The organism is Caulobacter sp. (assembly GCF_049283275.1).
Classification (GTDB): Bacteria; Pseudomonadota; Alphaproteobacteria; order Caulobacterales; family Caulobacteraceae; genus Caulobacter.
The window spans coordinates 1-1,961 of sequence record NZ_JBAPVS010000330.1; the positions used below are offsets into that span (position 1 = coordinate 1).

1 protein-coding gene is annotated in these 1,961 nt (G+C 69.4%); it reads left to right on the plus strand.

The features are described from left to right. The coding region (gene alaS, locus WAL33_RS18790) for an alanine--tRNA ligase (RefSeq protein ID WP_422183200.1) at positions 1-1,961 on the plus strand (1,961 nt) is incomplete at both ends.

Here is a 1,961-nt window from a genome sequence, read left to right on the forward strand (position 1 = left end):
GGCGCAAGATCGCGAATCTGCCCGAGGAGCGGATCATCCGCATCGCGACCAACGACAACTTCTGGTCGATGGGCGACACCGGGCCGTGCGGGCCTTGCTCGGAGATCTTCTACGACCACGGCGACCACATCTTCGGTGGCCCGCCGGGATCGCCCGACGAGGACGGCGACCGGTTCGTCGAAATCTGGAACCTCGTGTTCATGCAGTTCGAGCAGACCGCTGATGGCGCGCGTACGCCGCTGCCGCGCCCGTCGATCGACACCGGAATGGGGCTCGAACGCGTCGCCGCGGTCCTGCAGGGCGTCCACGACAATTACGACACCGACACCTTCAAGGCACTGATCGCGGCGTCGGCGGCGATGACGGGCACCCCCGCGACCGGCGACACGCAGGCGAGCCACCGCATCATCGCGGATCATCTGCGGTCTTCAGGCTTCCTGATCGCGGACGGCGTGTTGCCCGCCGCCGAGGGACGCGGTTATGTCCTGCGCCGGATCATGCGGCGCGCGATGCGCCACGCGCATCTGCTTGGCGCGAAGGAGCCGTTGATGCACCGGCTGGTCCCCGCACTCGTCGCGGAGATGGGCGCGGCGTACCCCGAGCTCGTCCGCGCGCAGGCGTCGATTGAATCGACGCTGTTGCAGGAGGAAACCCAGTTCCGCCGCACGCTCGTCAACGGGCTGCGGTTGCTCGACGAAGCGACCGGCGCGATGGAAGCTGGCGCGACCTTGCCCGGCGAGACCGCGTTCAAGCTCTACGACACCTATGGCTTCCCGTATGATCTGACCGAGGACGCGCTGCGGGCGCAGGGCTTCGGGATCGACCGTGCGGGCTTCGACAGCGCGATGGCGGAGCAGAAGCGCGCCGCCCGCGCCGCGTGGAAGGGTTCGGGCCAGCGTGCGTCGGACGACGTCTGGTTCGACATTGCCGAGGCGAGCGGCGGGACCGAGTTCATCGGGTACAGCGCGGTCGAGGGCGAGGGCGCGGTCGTCGCGATCGTCCGCGATGGCGCACAGGTCGAGCGCGCCGAGGCGGGCGAGACGGTCGAGATCGTCGTCAACCAGACGCCGTTCTACGCCGAAAGCGGCGGCCAGGTCGGCGATACCGGCACGCTCACTGCGCCGGGCGTCCGCGCGGTGGTCGAGGATATGCGCAAATATCTCGGGCGCGTGTTCGCGCATGTCGCGCAAATCGGCGAGGGCGGGATCGCGCTCGGCGACGCGCTGCATCTGACCGTAGATACCGCACGCCGCGACCAGATCCGCGCCAACCACAGCGCGACGCATTTGTTGCATGAGGCGCTGCGCCAGCGGCTCGGCGCGCATGTCGCGCAGAAGGGCAGCCTCGTCGCGCCCGAACGGCTCCGGTTCGATTTCTCGCAGCCGAGCGCGATCGATCCCGCGCGGATCGCCGAGGTCGAAGCCGACGTCAACGCGCAGATCCGCGGCAATGGCCCGGTCGAGACTCGGCTGATGACCCCCGACGAAGCGATCGCCGAGGGTGCGATGGCGCTGTTCGGCGAGAAGTACGGCGATGAGGTCCGCGTCGTCTCGATGGGGACCGAGCACGGCAAGACCTATTCGCTCGAACTGTGCGGGGGCACGCATGTCCGCGCACTCGGCGATATCGGTCTCTTCACCGTGGTGAGCGAAGGTGCCGTTTCCTCAGGCGTCCGTCGGGTCGAGGCACTGACCGGCGAGGCCGCGCGCGCCTATCTGGCGGGACGCGATACGTTGCTGCGCGACGCCGCGACGACGCTCAAATCCTCCCCGGACGAAGTGCCCGCGCGGGTCGCCGCGCTGGTCGAGGACCGGCGCCGGCTCGAGCGCGAGCTGGCGGACGTCAAGAAGGCACTCGCGCTCGGCGGTGGAGCCAGTGGCGCGGCGGCCGGCCCCGAGCAGATCGGCGCTGTCGCTTTCCTCGGGCAGGTGGTCGACGGGCTCGACCCGAAGGGGCTGCGC